The sequence below is a fragment of the Pantoea sp. 18069 genome, from assembly GCF_902706035.1.
Lineage (GTDB): Bacteria > Pseudomonadota > Gammaproteobacteria > Burkholderiales > Burkholderiaceae_C > Comamonas.
Genome location: NZ_CACSJA010000011.1, coordinates 97,580 through 114,155 on the forward strand (window position 1 = coordinate 97,580; position 16,576 = coordinate 114,155).

The window sequence follows — 16,576 nt, forward strand, 5'->3', positions numbered from 1 at the left end:
GCCCCAGCCTGCTGCTCAGCTACCCGTGTTTGTGTTGCCAGAGGCGCTGCAAAAAAGGCTTCAGCATCTCGTGCAGGCGCAAGTAAACACGCACTCCGATGGATCGGACGACGACGGATGGGGCTCTACGCCGGCGCAAATCGAGTCGAGCAAGAGGCCGTTGATGCATGCCGTGCAGCCGCAGGCAGGGCAGGATAGGGCGCAAAGGCCAGCCCCGCAGGAGCAAATGCAGCCACAGGCTCGGCAGGGATGGGTGACGCAGCCGGCCCAGAAGGCTGAAGCGGTGGATTTTCTTACGGCGATGGCCAGGAGACGCGCTGTTATCGAGGACGAGGAGGACGCTCCCGAAGCGGAAAAACAGCCGCCCATGCAATCGCGGGAAGACCGGCAGAAGGCGCAGCAGGTGCTGGCCAACCTGCTCGAGAGGGGGCCGAGCCGGGACATGGCGAAACCTCCTGCCGCACCCCCTATCGCTCCTGAAGTGCAAGAGGGTTCCCTGACCGTGCCGCAGCCAGGCACGACCGCCGCGGCGCCTGAGCTTCAAGCGCCGCCGTCCGCAGCGCGACCCCTGGTGATGCAGCCGTCTCCAGCCCCTGTTGTGAGCGGGCCGCCTGCCGATATCGATGCTGCAATGCCGGTGCAGGCATTGCCCAAGCCGTGGCCATTGCCGCCGCACGCGGCTGCATTGCCGCAGGATTTGATGCCGTCGGCGATGCCGCTGGCGGCGGATGCCGATGGCGCGGAGATTCCGGCGCCGGCTGCTGCTCCCGCTCCCCTGCCTAAGCCGGCCCCAGCCGTGCTGACTCTGGTCCCGCAGCCGGAGGCGATGCTGCCCGAGCTGCCCCCGATTGCGGCCGCTGCGCCACGGCGGCCCGCAGCCACAGCGGTGGCACCTTCGGTTCCCGAGCCTTCAGCGCCAGCGGCACAGCGCAAACGCCCCGCCGACCTGACCATTGATACCGACACGCGCTACGAGTTCGACGGCAAGATGGGACGTGCGCCCAAGCTCATCAAGCGCGGCGTTGGCACCCTGGTGCTGAACCATGCTGGCGAGATGCGCAACGGCGTGCATCTCAAGCAGGGCCGCATTGAGCTGGGCCATGCGCAGGGCCTGGGCGAAGGCAGCCTGCTCATGGACGATGGCAGCGCCATCGACCTGGCGCTGGACGGCATGACCGTGGCCAACGATCTCCATATGACAGGCAGCGACGATCCGGAAATCAATACGGGCAGCAACCACCAGGTCTGGGCGGGTGCGATCAGCGGCGCCGGTTTTCTGAGCAAGCAGGGCGCTGGCAGCTTGACCTTGACCAGCGCCGCCAACAACTACACCGGTGCGACCGACGTCGCCCAGGGTACGCTGCAGGCCGGGGCGACCAACACTTTCAGCGCGGCCTCGGTCCACAGTGTTGCGACGGATGCGGCCTTGAGTCTTGCAGGCTTTGATCAGACGATTGCCGGCCTGAACAACCGCGGCATGGTGCAGTTCAGCGCTGCATCGGCAGCGCCTGGTACGGTGTTGACGGTCACCGGCCCGTATGTGGGCCATGGCGGTGAACTGGCCGTCGCGGCCAATGCCAGTGCAAGTGACCGCCTGCTGCTCAGCGGCGCTGCTGCCGTCGCCAGCGGAAACACCACCGTGCGTGTCACCAATGTCGGTGATCTCGGTGAGAAAACCACGGATGCCGGCATTGCAATCATCGCCACCGAGAACGGCGCGCGCCTTGAGCCCGGGGCTTTTGCGCTTGCAGGTGGCCATGTGGATGCGGGCGCTTACGAATACCGCCTGCATCAGACAGACGAGGGTGCGAGTCTGCAGTCGTCCTATCGCGCGGAAGTGCCGCTGATCTCGGCGCTGCCAGCCCAGCTGCGCCAGGCCGACATGGGCATGCTGGGTGACATGCACCAGCGCCTGGGCGACGCGCCGAGCGGCGCCGGCAATGACCGCCGGGCCTGGGGGCGCATGCTGCGCACCGACCCCGGAATCCGCCAGCAGGGCAGCGTGAACCCGCAAAGCAGTGGCCATCTGACGGGTTTCCAGACCGGGCTGGACCTGTATGCCGCCAAGAACGTCCATGCCGGTTTCTATCTGGGCCAGCTCAAGGGCGATACGGGGGTCAAGGGCCTTGCCAGCGGCGTTGCGGACAAATACGTGGGGTTCAACCGCCTGCAGGGCCGTTACCTGGGCCTGTATGCGAGCTGGCTGGGCGATGGCGGCCTCTATGCCGACACGGTGCTGCAGTGGGCCGACTACCGCAACCATTTGCATACGCAGGAAAGCCATGCCGCGACCAAGGGCCGCAGCCGGCTCGCGTCGCTGGAAACAGGCCGGCCCTTTGCCATCGACAGCCGGTGGCAGATCGAGCCCCAGGCCCAGCTCGTGTACCGCCGGATCAGTCTGCATGACACGGCCTTGAGCCACGCGACGGTGCAGCACAAGACCCCCAGCGACTGGACGCTGCGCCTGGGCGCGCGCCTCAAGGGCAGTTTCACGACCCGCGCCGGCGTGCTCCAGCCCTATGGCAGTGTCAATGTCTACCGGTCCAGCAGCACGAGCGATGTCGCCCGCTTTGTGGTTCCCGCGGCCACCACCGACATCCACACCCGGGGCGGCCACACCAGCACGGCGCTGGCCGCAGGTGCGACCTTGCAACTCAACCAGCGCACCAGCTTTTATGGCGAGCTGAGCCGGCATTGGGCCAACGGCGGGCAGGCACGCGTCAAAAGCGGGGTGCAGGCCACCGCGGGCGTGAAGCTGCACTGGTGACAGGGTTTGCACGCCGCCAGGCTATGTCATAAGAGGCACAACAACTTGTCACGAGGCCGTCATAAAAGGTTTCTAAAGTCACGGACATCACAGTTTTTTCCAACCTGAGAGGTGCGTTCATGAAGTGGTCCGTGATTCAAATTCTGGCGGCTGGTGTTGTAGCTGGCTCCGGCGTGGGCAGTGCCTGGGCGCAACAGGAAGCCACCGGTGCAGGCGCGAGCTTCCCCGCACCGCTGTATTCCAAGTGGGCGGCCGACTACAACAAGGCCACGGGCGTCAAGATCAACTACCAGTCGGTAGGATCGAGCGCCGGTCTCAAGCAGATCGAAGCCAAGACCGTTGACTTCGGCGCTTCGGATGAGCCGCTGAAAGACGACGAACTGGCCAAGAAGGGCCTGGTGCAGTTCCCCACCGTGATCGGCGGCATCATCCCCGTGGTCAACATCGCCGGCGTCAAGCCCGGCGAGCTCAAGCTCACCGGCAAGGTGCTGGGCGACATCTACCTGGGCAAGATCAGCAAGTGGAACGATGCCGCCATCGTCGCGCTCAACCCCGGCGTGAAGCTGCCTGACGCGACCATCGCTCCCGTGCGCCGCGCCGACGGCTCGGGCACGACCTTTGGCTTCACCAACTACCTGAGCGCAGTGAACGCCGAGTGGAAGGAAAAAGTCGGTGAAGGCAAGGCGGTGAACTGGCCCACGGGCGCGGGTGGCAAGGGCAATGAAGGCGTCGCCGCTTTCGTCGGCCGCCTGCCCAACTCCATCGGCTACGTCGAGTACGCCTATGTGAAGCAGAACAAGATGACCTACGCGCTGCTGCAAAACCGCGAAGGCAACTTTGTCTCGCCTGACGAAGTGTCGTTCAAGGCCGCCGCCGCCGGTGCCGACTGGACCAAGAGCTTCTACCAGATCCTGGGCAACCAGCCTGGCAAGGATGCATGGCCCATCACTTCGGCCACCTTCATCGTGATGCACAAGGCGCAGGACAAGCCCGCGCAGGCCGCGGCCTCGCTGAAGTTCTTCGAGTGGGCCTACAAGTCGGGCGACGGCACGGCCAGCGGCCTGGACTATGTGCCCATGCCCGAAGAAGTGAAGAAGGTGATCTACAAGGCCTGGGCCGACATCAAGGACTCTTCCGGTAACGCCATCGCTGTAAAGTAAGCGTACCCATGGCGGTGCACCCTGGGTGCACCGCCTTTTCGGTGCTTGTGTGATGAACCTATTTTGAAGAGGCGCTCAGCGTGTCCACTCCATCGACTGCCCGTGCCATGCCTGCGTCTGCAAAGACGCCAGCCACGCCACGCGGCCCAACACCCCGTCGTCTGAACGCCCTGTCCGGCGTCTGGGCCGACCGTGGCTTTGCCTGGCTCGCCCGCGCCGCGGCCGTGCTGACCCTGGGTCTGCTCGCTGCCATTCTGGGCTCGCTGCTGATAGGCGCCTGGCCCGCAATCCATGAATACGGCCTGGGATTCCTCACCAGCAGCGTCTGGGATCCCGTGCAGAACCAGTACGGCGGACTGGTGATGATCTACGGCACGCTTGCCACCTCGATCATCGCGCTGGTGATCGCCGTGCCCGTGAGCTTCGGCATCGCCCTGTTCCTGACCGAACTGTCCCCGGCCTGGCTCAAGCGCCCGCTGGGAACGGCCATCGAACTGCTGGCCGCCGTGCCGTCCATCGTCTACGGCATGTGGGGGCTGATGGTCTTCGGTCCCGTGCTCGCCACCTACGTGCAGATACCGCTGCAGTCGCTGTTTGCGGGCATTCCCTATCTTCAAGCCTTCGTCTCCGGCCCGCCCGTGGGCATCGGCATTCTGTCGGCCGGCATCATCCTGGCCATCATGGTCATTCCGTTCATTGCTTCGGTGATGCGCGACGTGTTCGAAGTCACGCCGGCGCTGCTCAAGGAATCGGCCTACGGTCTGGGTGCGACCACCTGGGAAGTGGTCTGGAAAGTCGTGCTGCCCTACACCAAGACCGGCGTGCTCGGCGGCGTGATGCTGGGACTGGGACGCGCGCTTGGTGAAACCATGGCCGTCACTTTCGTGATCGGCAACATGAACCAGCTCAACTCGCTGTCGATTTTCGAAGCCGCCAACAGCATCACGTCGGCGCTGGCCAACGAGTTCGCCGAAGCCGGCGAAGGCCTGCACCAGGCCTCGCTGATCTATCTGGGCCTGATCCTGTTCTTCATCACCTTCGTGGTGCTGTCGCTGTCCAAGGTGCTGCTGTCCCGCCTGCAGAAGAATGAAGGAGCGCGCTCATGAACCCGAGCCCTGTGAACGGCACGGCCCACCGGGTCCTGCAGGCGGCCGAGCTGGCCGCCCAGCGCCAGGCGCGCTATGCATCGCGCAAGCGCGTCAACCAGGTCGCGCTGACGCTGGCGCTGGCCGCTATGGCCTTCGGCCTGTTCTGGCTGGTCTGGATTCTGTGGGAGACCATACGCCTGGGCCTGGGCGGCCTGAGCCTGATGCTCTTCACCGACATGACGCCGCCGCCGAACGAGGCCGGCGGCCTGGCCAACGCGATCTTCGGCTCGCTGGTCATGGTGACCATGGCGACGCTGATCGGCACGCCTATCGGCATCCTGGCCGGCGTGTATCTTGCCGAGTACGAGCAGCGCGGCTGGCTCGCGCGCACCACGCGCTTCGTCAACGACATCCTGCTGTCGGCGCCGAGCATCGTCATCGGCCTGTTCGTCTACGCCGTGGTCGTGGCCCAACTCAAGAGCTTCTCCGGTTTTGCCGGTGTGGTGGCGCTGGCGCTGATCGTGATTCCGGTCGTGATCCGCACCACCGAGAACATGCTGATGCTGGTGCCGTCCAGCCTGCGCGAAGCGGCCTATGCGCTGGGCACGCCCAAGTGGAAAGTCATCATGATGGTCACGCTGCGCGCGGCGCGCGCCGGCGTGATCACCGGCGTGCTGCTGGCCGTGGCGCGTATCGCGGGGGAGACCGCGCCGCTGCTGTTCACCGCGCTGAACAACCAGTTCTGGAATGCCGACCTGAGCAAGCCCATGGCGAGCCTGCCGGTGACCATCTTCAAGTTTGCAATGAGCCCGTACGAGAACTGGCAGCAGCTGGCCTGGGCCGGCGTCTTCCTGATCACCGTGGCCGTGCTGGGTCTCAATATCCTGGCGCGTGTGCTCACACGCCAAAAATAAGGCAAGGTAACTTCCCATGTCGACCACTCTTTCTCCCATTCCCTCCCTGTCGTCCAAGCTGACGGTGCGCAACCTCAACTTCTATTACGGCAAGTTCCACGCGCTCAAGGGCATCAACCTGGACATTCCGGAAAAGAAGGTCACGGCGTTCATCGGTCCGTCGGGCTGCGGCAAGTCGACACTGCTGCGTACTTTCAACCGCATGTTCGAGCTCTATCCCGACCAGCGCGCCCAGGGCGAGATCCTGCTCGATGGCGACAATCTGCTGACCAGCAAGCAGGACGTGGCGCTGGTCCGCGCCAAGATCGGCATGGTTTTCCAGAAACCCACACCGTTCCCGATGTCGATCTACGACAACATCGCCTTTGGCGTCAAACTGTTCGAACGCCTGAGCGCCACCGACATGGACGACCGCGTCGAATGGGCGCTGCGCAAGGCGGCGCTGTGGAATGAAGTCAAGGACAAGCTGCAGCAAAGCGGCTCGGGCCTGTCGGGCGGCCAGCAGCAGCGCCTGTGCATCGCGCGCGGCATTGCGATCAAGCCCGAAGTGCTGCTGCTCGACGAACCGTGCTCGGCGCTGGACCCGATCTCGACGGCCAAGATCGAAGAGCTGATCGCCGAGCTCAAGAACGACTACACGGTGGTGATCGTCACGCACAACATGCAGCAGGCGGCGCGCTGCAGCGATTACACCGCCTACATGTACCTGGGCGACTTGATGGAGTTCGGCGAAACCGAGCAGATGTTCTTCAAGCCCCAGCGCAAGGAAACCGAAGATTACATCACTGGCCGTTTCGGCTGAGGAGACAGGCAACATGAACGAAAAACACCTCTCGTCCCAGTTCGACGCCGAGCTCAACCGTATCTCCACGCGCGTCATGGAGCTCGGTGGCATGGTCGAATCGCAGATCCGCCTGGCCATCTATTCGCTCGCGGAGTTCAGCGTCGAAGCCGCCGACCAGGTGGACGAGGCCGAGAAGCAGATCAATGCGATGGAAGTCGAGATCGACCACGAGCTGTCGTCTATCATCGCCCGGCGCCAGCCGACGGCGCGCGACCTGCGCCTGCTGATCGCGTTCTCCAAGGCCACGGCCAACCTCGAGCGCATGGGCGACGAGGCGCACAAGATGTCGCGCATGGTGCGCTCCATCGTCAGCAGCGGCTCGGCGCGGGTCCTGCCCTCGAACGAGCTGCGCATCGCCGCCGACCTGGCTTCGGGCCTGCTGCGCAAGACGCTGGACGCGCTCGCGCGCCTGGACACCAAGGCTGCGGTCGCGATCCTCAAGGAAGACGATCTGATCGACCAGGAGTTCGACGGCTTCGTGCGCAAGCTCATCACCTACATGATGGAAGACCCGCGCACCATCTCGGCCAGCCTGGACCTGCTGTTCCTGGCCAAGGCCATCGAGCGCATCGGCGACCACTCGAAGAACCTGGCGGAACTGATCATTTATCTGGTGGAAGGCAAGGATGTGCGCCACCAGACCATGGCCGCCATCGAATCGGCCGTGCTCTAAGCCAGAAAGACGACAGGGATGAAAAAACTGCCCTTGGTCCTCATCGTCGAGGACGAGCCCGCGATTGCCGAGCTGATTGCGGTCAATTTGCGGCACAACGGATTCCAACCCATCTGGGCTGAAGACGGGATTTCGGCGCAGCGCGAGCTCGACGCCGTGCTGCCCGATGTGATCCTGCTCGACTGGATGCTGCCGGGCACGAGCGGGCTGGCGCTGGCGCGCAAGTGGCGCGCCGACGCGCGCACCAAGCCCGTGCCCATCCTGATGCTCACGGCCCGGGGCGACGAGCCCGACAAGGTCGCGGGCCTGGACGCGGGTGCCGACGATTACATCACCAAGCCGTTTTCCACCCAGGAGCTGCTCGCGCGCATCCGCGCGGTGCTGCGCCGGCGCGCGCCCGAGCAGCTGCAGGACCAGGTCAGCGCGGGCGCGCTGGTGCTCGACGCCGCGGCCCACCGCGTGAGCTACAGCGGCGAGCCGCTCAAGCTCGGGCCTACCGAGTTCAAGCTGCTGCACTATTTCATGAAGCACCCGGAGCGCGTGCACAGCCGTTCGCAACTGCTCGACAAGGTCTGGGGCGACCATGTGTTCATCGAGGAGCGCACGGTCGACGTGCATGTCAAGCGCCTGCGCGAAGCGCTGGGCGAGGCCAGCGGCCTCGTCGAGACGGTGCGTGGCGCGGGTTACCGGCTGAGTGTGCCGGCCATGAACTCAAGCACCTCCTGAACCGGGGCAGGTCGGTCTCGGTGGGCATCCTGGAGCGCTGAGAACCGGCATATGGCGCATGGCATGCGCCGTGGGCGCGCCGCCGGACCTTCCGGGCGGCGCAGCAAAAGGCGAAAAATATGGTCTGGCGTAGTTTCTGGTTCTTTGGGATGCAACTGCTGGGGGGTGCGGCGGGCTGGTGGCTGGGCGACCTGCCCGGCGCGCTCATCGGCGTGCTGCTGGGCGGCTGGCTGTGGCTGGCGCAGGACAGCTGGAGCGCATCCCGGCTGCTGTCGTGGCTGCGCAGCTCGGAGCTCGCGAATGCGCCCGCGCAGCGCGGGCTCTGGGGCGAAATCGGCGAACGCGCGCGCCGCTGGCTGCGGCTGCAAAGCCAGCAGACCCAGGCCAGCGACGAGCGCCTGCATGACATCCTGTCGGCGCTGCAGGCCAGCCCCAACGGCGTGGTGCTGCTCGATGAGCAGAGCCGGATCGAGTGGTGCAACCAGATTTCCTACGCACAGTTCGGCTTCGACGCGGCACGCGACCGGATGCAGAACATCGGCAACCTGGTGCGCGACCCGTCCTTCAGCCACTATCTGAGCGCGCAGGACTTTTCCCGCGATCTGATACTGCAAGGGCGTGACAGCATGCCCGGGCGGCCGGTGCGCCTGTCGGTGCAGATCTTTCCCTATGGCGATGGCCGGCGCCTGCTGCTGGCGCGTGACGTCACGGCGCAGGAGCAGGCCGAAGCCATGCGCCGCGATTTCGTCGCCAATGTCTCGCACGAAATCCGCACGCCGCTCACGGTGCTGGTCGGCTTCGTCGAAACGCTGCAGACCCTGCAGTTGCCGGACGACGAGCGGGCGCGCTATCTGGCGCTGATGGCCCAGCAGTCGGCGCGCATGCAGCATCTGGTCGAGGATCTGCTGGCGCTGTCGCGCCTCGAAGGCAGTCCCTTGCCGGGGCTCACGCAGTGGACGCCCGTGGGCCTGTTGCTGCGCCAGTGCGAAGACGAGGCGCGCGGGCTGTCGGTCGCGTTGACCCGGTCCCAGAACCGGCCCCATCTGATTGAATTTCCGGATTCGCCTGCGGGCGCGGAGCTCGGCGAGATCGCGGGCGCGGCCACCGAGCTGCAAAGCGCGTTCTCCAACCTGCTCGCGAATGCGCTGCGCTACACGCCGGCCGGTGGCCGCGTGACCGTGCGCTGGCAGCCGCATGCCGACGGCAGCGCGACTTTCTCGGTGCAGGACGCGGGCCCGGGCATAGACCCCGTGCACCTGACGCGGCTGACCGAGCGCTTCTACCGCGTGGACCGCAGCCGTTCGCGCGATACCGGCGGCACCGGCCTGGGCCTGGCCATCGTCAAGCATGTGCTGCAGCGCCATGGCGCGACGCTCGCCGTGCGCAGCACCGTGGGCAGCGGCTCGGTGTTCTCCGTCACCTTTCCCGCGCAGCGCCTGCGCCAGGCGCCGGCGCTGGGCGCTGCCGACGCGGCTTCATGAAGCCGGCTGCGCGCCGTGCCTGCGCAGCGTGTGCCACAGCAGGCCGCTGAAGGCAAGGGCGGTGATGCCCAGGGCCAGCGCGCTCATCGCCCAGAACGGCGCGGGCGTGGGCCTGCCGCTCCAGGGGCCGACGCCGCCATAGGCGAGCCAGTAGCCGCCGGCCAGGCCGCCGCCCCACAGCAGTACGCAATAGGTCAGCAGCGGCGCGACCGTGATGCGGTAGCAGCGCAGCACGAAGATGCAGAAGGTCTGTACCGCATCGGCCGCATGGTAGGCGCCGACCCACAGCAGCAGCGAGGCCGCAAGGGCCGCGACCTGGGCGTCGCTGGTGTAGATGGCCGCAAGCAGATGGCGGCTGATCAGCAGCAGCGCGGTCAGCACCAGGCCCATCAGCGCGGCCAGGCGCAGGCCCAGCACGACCAGCTGCCGGGCGCGCACTTCGTCGCCGGCGCCACGCCACCAGCTCACGCGTGCGCTGGTCGCAATCGCCAGCGACAGCGGCACCATGTAGCAGACCGCAGCCAGGTTGGCTGCGATCTGGTGGCTGGCCGCTGCCAGATTGCCCTGGCGTGCGACAAACAGCGCGACCAGCGTGAACGACGTCACTTCGACCAGGATGGCCATGCCCGCGGGCAGGCCCAGGCGCAGGAACTGGCCGAGCTGGGTCCAGTCCGGACGCTCCATGCGCCGCCACAGCAGCAGCGGCGCGTACAGTGATTGCGTGCGCACCAGCCACAGGCCCAGGCCCAGCAAGGTGTAATTGACAACGAGCGTGGCCCAGGCGCAGCCGGCCACGCCCAGCGCGGGCAGGCCCGCGCCGCCGAAAGTGAACCAGATCGACAGCGGCAGCTTGAGCGCCAGCGCGCCGACCTGCAGCCAGGTCACGAGCTGCGGCCGGCCCAGCGACTGGTTGAGCGTGCTGTAGATGCGAAACAGCATTGCCGGCGGCAGGCCCCAGGCGAGGATGCTCAGGTAATTGCGCACATCGGCCTTGAGGGCCTCGGGCACGTCGGTCCAGCGCAGTATCGCGTCGGGCGACAGCAGCACGGTCATGCCGAGCACGCAGATGCCCAGGCACAGGTACAGCGACTGGCGCAGCGAGCGGCCCATGGCCGGCAGCCGGCCCGCGCCGCGCTGCTCGGACCACAGCGGCAGCAGCGCCTGCAAGATGCCCATCAGCGAGATGTAGACGCTCACGAACACCGCCGAGCCTACCGACAGCGCGGCCAGGGCCGCGGGCGAGTAGCGGCCCGCGACAATCGTGTCGGTCACGCCGAAAGCCATGATGGCCAGCTGGCCCGCGAGCACGGTGAGTGCGTGGCGGGCAATGGTCGAGAGCTCGGACCTCATCGGCCAGTGCGCTTGCGCAGCAGCAGCAACTGGTCGTTCTTGACCGTGGGCCGGGCAATGCGCGCCACGGGCTGCCAGTCGCGCTGCAGCGCGCGATCCTGCGTCGCGTCCCACATCTGCGCATCGGCGACCAGCCAGTCGCAGGGGCGGCGGTTTTCGCTGGTGGTCGAAATCTGCGTGGTCGCGACCTGGCCATGGAATTCCAGGCCGGTCAGCTGGGCGCGGCTGAGCCCGTAGGTGGCCACGCACTGCGGCGCGGGGCTGCCGATGGCGGCCATGACCTGCTGGACCTGCGGCGCATAGCTGCGCGCGTAGTCGAGCATGGGCAGCCACAGCGTCATCAGCAGCAGCCAGCCCAGCGTCGCGCCGCCGGCCGGCAGCACCAGCGTTTTCCAGATGGCCGCGCGGTTGCGCGAGGTGCGCCAGACCACGAGCGCGCACCAGGCCACGGTGGCGGTGAGCGCGACGATGAAGGCCAGCAGCGAGAACTCGGGCACGAAGCCCGGCGCGAGCTTGGCGACGTTCGCGGCCGGCTTGGCGGGCACGCCGGTCTGCAGCGAAATCCAGATCACCCAGATGGTGATTGCCGAGACACTGAAGAAGATCAGCGTGAACCAGTCGATCAGCGCGCCTATGCTGCGGCGCAGCGTCGGCAGCGCGAACGCGGCGAGCGTGGCGATCGCGGGCAGCCCGGGCAGCAGCGCGCGGTCCGCGGGCTGGGTGAACAGCGCGGCGACGAAGGCCAGCCCGGCAAACCAGATCGGCAGCACCAGATGGCGGTGGCGCATGGGGTGGGCAATCTGCTTGCGCCAGCGCCACAGCGTCCACAGCGCCAACGGCCAGGCGGGCCAGCTGAACCATGCGAGCAGGCGCAGCAGGCTCGCCCATTCGGGGCTGCCGAGGGGTGGCAGCGCGATGCGCCACTGCCACAGATCGAGCGCCGTGGCGAGCCAGGCGGCAAGCACGGTGCTCGCGAGCCAGGCCAGGCCCCAGCCACGCGAGGCGCAAGTGGCTTCGGCCGGGGGCGAAAGCCAGGCCAGGGCCGCGCAGCCCAGGCCCATCATGATCGCCATGGTCGGGGCGCCGCTGAGCACCAGCCCGGCCATGCCCAGCAGCATTGCCGCGCCAGGCGCTGCACGGCGGTAGGGCATGGCCGCGGCCGCGAAGAACACCAGCGTGGTGCAGCTGAGCTGGGTCACGTAGCTCGTGGTCTCGTGCGACAGCTGGGCCAGGCCCAGGCAGGCGATCAGCGCCAGCAGGCCGCCGTCGGCCATGGCGCGCGCATAGTCGATGGGGTTGGCTTCACCGCCGAACGCAAACGCCACGGGCTGGGCTCCGGGGCTGCGTGCGAGGCTGTATACGCCCCACCAGGTCGCGGCCATGGCCACCAGCAGCAGCAGCATGAAAGGCAGGCGCACGGCCATTTCCGCGGGCATCGCGGCCGGCGCGAGCTGCAGCGCCCAGGCGCCCAGCCAGTAGGGCAGCAGGCCATCGGTCTGCGGCGCCATGCCGGCGAGCAGGGGATCCATCCATTCGGTACGGCCCTCGAACAGCGCGAGCATGTAGCCGAAGGCCGTGATGTCGGCGTTCTTCCAGGGCGCGCGCCCGACGAAGCCCGGCACCACATAGGCCAGGCACAGCAGGAGCAGCGCCCAGCGCGGCAGGGTGCGCACGGCCTGTTGTGAAACGATGGCGGGGGTAGGTTGGTTCACGCGGCGTAAGAACGACAAGAAAGACCGCAAGAATACGCGAACCCGGTGCGTTCAGAGGTGGGCGGGGGAGTATGAGCCACTTTTGTGGATGTGATCTTTCCCGCCGGCGTGCAATGCCTCGAGATATGTGCGCACTTGTCGTGCGCAGCATGCAGCCACTGAGCGTGTCGATACGGCAGGCGGCCTGCGGCGTGCATCTAAGAACGTGTTCATGATTTCAACGCGTCGCGTTGGGACGCAATCGGGATGAGTTCGAAGCGCTGCGGCGCAGCTTGCACCGGGGTGCAAGCAAGCTGCAGCGCGAAGAAATCGCCCGATTTCGTCCCAACCCTTCGGGACAGAGCCTTGGCGGGCGGTCTGCGTCGTTGCAGATCCTCGCAATAGCAGGGCTATTGCTGCGGTACTGCGCCTAGCATCCCATCCCGCCAAGGCGCTGTCGCGGCGCGAAGAGATCGTGAACACGTTCTAAGCACCGGGTCTCGGGTTTGTGGCTGGTTTTGTCAGCCCCTCGACGGGCTGCCACGCTCAAAGAAAAATGCTGTGGTTTGAGAATTTCAATCAAAACTCGCAGGAGTTTGACGGGGGAATCAATACCAGTAAAACCTCAGCAATTTATCATGCATGTAATCTGTCCTGGATTTTTCAGGAATCATGTTGATGAAGAAGAGTTGAATCCTAGTGAAAAATCCTGGGGCAGGGGGATTTATCTTTTTGACGATGTGGCGAGCAATATCGGTTTGTTTCTTGTGTCGCGCGATGATGAATGCTGTCGTTCCGTAGATATTTCGTATTTCGAGCTGCTCCTTGGTCATTTTCTCGATGATGGCGGATATCGTTTCATTTTTCTGCACCCGCTGCGCGATCATCAGCGCCGTATTCCCGAATTTATCCTGCAGGCCCAGTTGATCCTGATTTGTATTGTCGATGAGGTATTGGCAGACAGGGGCTGTGCTGTTGTTCAGCGCAAGCATCAGCGCGGTGCTTCCATCGCGACTGCGGATGTGGAGCTGCTCCCTGGGCATCTTCTCCATGAGGGCGCTGGCAATTTCCGTTTTGCCAGCCTGTAGTGCGAGCATGAGAGCGGTGTTGCCCAATTTATCCGTGCTGCCCAGTTGCTCCGGTGCCATTTTCGCGATAAGTGCAAAGCTGGAATCGTCATGGCCGGATCTCAGTGCCATCATCAGCGCGGTATCGCCTCTATTATTTGTGATGCCCAGGTGCTGAGCAAGCATCTGGTTGATGATATCTGCACCCCCGCCCACGCTATGAAGTTTTTTTTGCAGATTCTGCAGAAGGCCGTCGTGGCGCTCGCGAAGCGGTTTTTCGCTCATTTTTTTGCTGATGTCATCGACCAGGTCCACCTGGTTTTTATGGAGCGCAATGGTCAGTGCTGTATTGTTCTTGTTGTTCCGGACGTCGAGTTGCTTCTGGCTCATCTTGTGGGTGAGCAGATTGGCGATCTCGAAATTGTTGTTCCTGAGCGCGATCATCAGCGCTGTATCGCCATCGCTGTTTCTGAGTCCGAGCTGGTCCTGGTTTGCCATGCTGGCCAGAATGCTGGCGCTCGAGGAATCGTCCATTTTGAGAGCCAGCATCAGCGCCGTGTCGCCATTCCTGTTTTGCAGGTCCAGTTGCTGCGGGCCCATGTTCTTGCTGATGCTTTCGGCGAGTTGGGGGTGGAGCTGCTGGATAGCCTCCATCAAGGCAGTGTTGCCTTCACGGTTCCTGATGCCGAAATGCCCGGGGCTCATGTTCGCGACGATGGTGCCGGCAATATCTATCTGGTCGTTGTACATGGCAAGCATCAGCGCTGTATCGCCATGCTCTTGCGTCATTCCAAAGGTGGGCGGCAGCATCTGTCCAATGAGAATCTCGGCTTTTTGCAGGTCTTCGGAATGCAAGGCGTCGCGCAGTTCAGCAAGCAGCTGGCGTTGTTGTTTCTCGAGGATTTCTTGCTGCTGTATTTTTCTGTCGAGGGTGGCGGATAGCTCGGTCAAATGGCCATTTCTGGCGATGGTGGCGCAGTTGTGACCATTGTTGTTCTTGATGCTGAACTGCTCCAGGCTCATCTTGCCTATGAGTGCATTGGCGACTTCGAAATATTCGTTCATCAGCGCAAGGTGCAGCGCAGTATTGCCGTCGGCATCCTTTTTCCCCAGATGCTGCGCCCCCATTTCGGAGAGGACGATGCTGGCGATGTCCGGTTTTTTTGCCCTCAGCGCCTGTGCCAGGCATGTTGACAGCAATTCTTCTCTTGCTGTATCCGACCACATCAGCGCGATGGATTCTGTCAGAATCGTTCTGGCATTTTCAAGGTCTGCGGTTTGCGTTATTCTTCTTGCGGCAGATGCGGAAATTCTTTGAAGGATATTGTCTTGTGAGTCTTTGGCTTGGGTTTTTTCTATGACTTTTTTGTTGAGTTTTTCAAGCAGTTCCTTGGATTGGCTGCCGTCTTGCCATATGAATTCCTCCAGGATTTCTTGATGGTGTTGCTTGTTGTCGTCTGTTGTGCTGACGTAGACGGTGTTTTCCCCAAGTGTTTTTAGTTTGATTCCCTGGCCCTTTTCTCCGGCGAGGTAAGTTGCATCGAAGCTGATGGAGCGTGCTTCACGCAGGTTGCGAGCGATGGAGCGCATCAGCAGCGTGTTGTCGATGGTTAGCTTGTATTTTTCATCGTCATCTTCGTAATATGAGTTGAAGATATCTGTTGAAAGAATGGGGCCGAAGGCGAGCTCTATTTTTGGCTTGACTGCGTCATGGAATTTTATGTGGACTTTTCCGAATTCATCGGGATCCATGGGCGCCGATCGGAGGTTGGGGTGGTCTTTTGCGTATGATTCAATGATCTGGTTACGGCAGTCTTCGGCCATTATTTCGATGACATGGTCTATGGTGATCTTGTCGTAAACATATAAGTTGAATTCATCGAGCGCCTTCTCGTTCAGATGCGGTGCGAATGGGTCTGCGCGTGCGGGCAGGCCGAAGTTGGGCGCGACATGATTGAAAAATGCTGCGGCGTAGTGGATCTCGTTGCCTGTGTTTTCGTCAGATGTGCAGATTTTTCTTTCTCTCATGTAGTCCAGAATCTGGGATTCTATGAGCTGTATCAGGTGGTTGATGAAATTCTGCGGCAGTCCGTGCTTGAGCGCTTGCAATTTGCGCGCTGCTTCTTCTATGTGCTGGGCGATGCCTGGAGTGCAGAGATGAAAATGCCGGGTCAGGTCTCTGATGGTCTCCTTGCGCAAGTCTTCCGGAAGATCGGGATCCTGCGCGAGAGTGCAAATCAGGCCGAAGTCATGAAAGACCGCAGTTTTGTAGTTTGCAAGAACTTCATGGGTGAAGTTTTTTCTGATTCCGGATTCAATCAGTTTTTCGAAATCATCCAGATTATCGGATTCGGGCTTTCCAAGATCATTGCGCATGAATTCGCGCAATGCTTCGATATTTTCTTTATAGCCAAGGATTATTTCTTTGTCTGACAGACTGTCGTGAGAATTGACAGGCTTCTTTTCGGCAGCAGAAGGGTTGGCACTGCCCGCAGCACGCGCCATGAACTCAGGGTTGAGGTTGAAATGGTGGCTGTTGGCGGTGCGCATGTTGATGGGCAGTCCTTGACTGAAATCCGTTGATGTGGCGAGCAGGCTGTAGTCTTCGGATAGGGCCGCGGCGCTGGCTTCATGGCGGCGTTAGTGACTCTTGGAGCGTGAACACGTTTTTAGTGATAAAGGCGCGCATTGAGTTCCATGGCCTGTGCTGCAATGGTTCAAGCGCGCCCTGGACAAGGGCCTGGCAGCCACCCTCACGCAGCTGCGTTTCACTTCACTCACTGTGACCCGCGCGTGACGGGACTTGCGCCCGCAG

11 protein-coding genes are annotated in these 16,576 nt (G+C 63.4%); 8 read left to right on the top strand and 3 right to left on the bottom strand.

The window, feature by feature from the left end; translation table 11 throughout:
• The first annotated feature begins 283 nt into the window (after positions 1–283).
• The 8 genes from GVL12_RS11030 to phoR all read left to right on the top strand — a co-directional run bounded on the left by GVL12_RS11030 (position 284) and on the right by phoR (position 9,653).
• The gene (locus GVL12_RS11030; protein ID WP_200843674.1) at positions 284–2,767 is read left to right on the top strand and encodes an autotransporter outer membrane beta-barrel domain-containing protein; all 2,484 of its coding nucleotides are present in this window, start codon (positions 284–286) and stop codon (positions 2,765–2,767) included.
• Between the two features lie 119 nt (positions 2,768–2,886).
• Complete coding sequence (gene pstS, locus GVL12_RS11035) at positions 2,887–3,927, top strand: phosphate ABC transporter substrate-binding protein PstS (RefSeq protein WP_159913795.1); 1,041 nt, start codon at positions 2,887–2,889, stop codon at positions 3,925–3,927.
• A gap of 107 nt (positions 3,928–4,034) precedes the next feature.
• Positions 4,035–5,033, top strand: coding sequence for a phosphate ABC transporter permease subunit PstC (pstC, locus tag GVL12_RS11040; RefSeq protein WP_200843675.1), 999 nt, complete (start codon positions 4,035–4,037; stop codon positions 5,031–5,033).
• Positions 5,030–5,929, top strand: a complete 900-nt coding sequence (pstA, locus tag GVL12_RS11045; protein WP_159913797.1) for a phosphate ABC transporter permease PstA — start codon at positions 5,030–5,032, stop codon at positions 5,927–5,929. Before pstC ends, pstA begins: the two co-directional genes overlap by 4 nt.
• 16 nt (positions 5,930–5,945) lie before the next feature.
• Entirely contained in the window at positions 5,946–6,731 is a 786-nt protein-coding gene (pstB, locus tag GVL12_RS11050; protein ID WP_159913799.1) for a phosphate ABC transporter ATP-binding protein PstB, read from the top strand.
• A 13-nt stretch (positions 6,732–6,744) separates the two neighbouring features.
• A complete protein-coding gene (gene phoU / locus GVL12_RS11055; protein WP_159913801.1) occupies positions 6,745–7,446 on the top strand; it encodes a phosphate signaling complex protein PhoU in 702 nt (233 codons plus the stop codon).
• Positions 7,447–7,464: 18 nt separating this feature from the next.
• Positions 7,465–8,172, top strand: a complete 708-nt coding sequence (phoB, locus tag GVL12_RS11060; protein WP_159913802.1) for a phosphate regulon transcriptional regulator PhoB — start codon at positions 7,465–7,467, stop codon at positions 8,170–8,172.
• Between the two features lie 149 nt (positions 8,173–8,321).
• Positions 8,322–9,653 (top strand): phosphate regulon sensor histidine kinase PhoR, encoded by a 1,332-nt coding sequence (gene phoR / locus GVL12_RS11065; protein ID WP_200843676.1) that lies wholly within the window; start codon positions 8,322–8,324, stop codon positions 9,651–9,653.
• Here the strand turns inward: phoR and GVL12_RS11070 are convergent.
• The 3 genes from GVL12_RS11070 to GVL12_RS11080 all read right to left on the bottom strand — a co-directional run bounded on the left by GVL12_RS11070 (position 9,648) and on the right by GVL12_RS11080 (position 16,311).
• Positions 9,648–11,003, bottom strand: a complete 1,356-nt coding sequence (locus GVL12_RS11070) for an MATE family efflux transporter (RefSeq protein ID WP_159913806.1) — start codon at positions 11,001–11,003, stop codon at positions 9,648–9,650. The two genes, phoR and GVL12_RS11070, sit on opposite strands and share 6 nt — an antisense overlap.
• Positions 11,000–12,715 (bottom strand): hypothetical protein, encoded by a 1,716-nt coding sequence (locus tag GVL12_RS11075; protein ID WP_159913808.1) that lies wholly within the window; start codon positions 12,713–12,715, stop codon positions 11,000–11,002. The genes GVL12_RS11070 and GVL12_RS11075 overlap by 4 nt, the downstream gene beginning before the upstream one ends.
• A 587-nt stretch (positions 12,716–13,302) precedes the next feature.
• A complete protein-coding gene (locus GVL12_RS11080) occupies positions 13,303–16,311 on the bottom strand; it encodes an ankyrin repeat domain-containing protein (RefSeq protein ID WP_159913810.1) in 3,009 nt (1,002 codons plus the stop codon).
• Positions 16,312–16,576 lie beyond the last annotated feature (265 nt).